Origin of the sequence: Dorea sp. 210702-DFI.3.125 (assembly GCF_020560945.1) — a bacterium.
Lineage (GTDB): Bacteria > Bacillota > Clostridia > Lachnospirales > Lachnospiraceae > Dorea > Dorea formicigenerans.
This window is the reverse complement of sequence record NZ_JAJCNF010000139.1, coordinates 1-225: the sequence shown is the minus strand read 5'-3', so window position 1 is coordinate 225 and position 225 is coordinate 1. Positions and strand designations below refer to the sequence as shown.

Annotated in this window: 1 protein-coding gene; it reads left to right on the top strand. The window is 50.7% G+C overall.

Going from position 1 to position 225, the window contains the following annotated elements:
- Positions 1 to 225 (top strand): recombinase family protein (locus LI164_RS16550; RefSeq protein WP_227087400.1); only part of this gene is annotated, 225 nt, incomplete at both ends.

Here is a 225-nt window from a genome sequence, read left to right as displayed (position 1 = left end):
AAAAAATCCCCTGCCCCACATGGTGGAACCGGGAACGGGGGCTTCGCAATACCCGCACCAAATGGGAAAAGAAAGACCCGGAAAACGGGCGGTATATGTGGGACTTTTCCGTTATCAAAGACCTTTTGATGAATCCCGTTTACACTGGGGCGATTGCTTCCCAGAAAAAGGACTACCGTTTCAAAATCGGCACGATTGGGGAAAAGAAGCCGGAGGACTGGATTG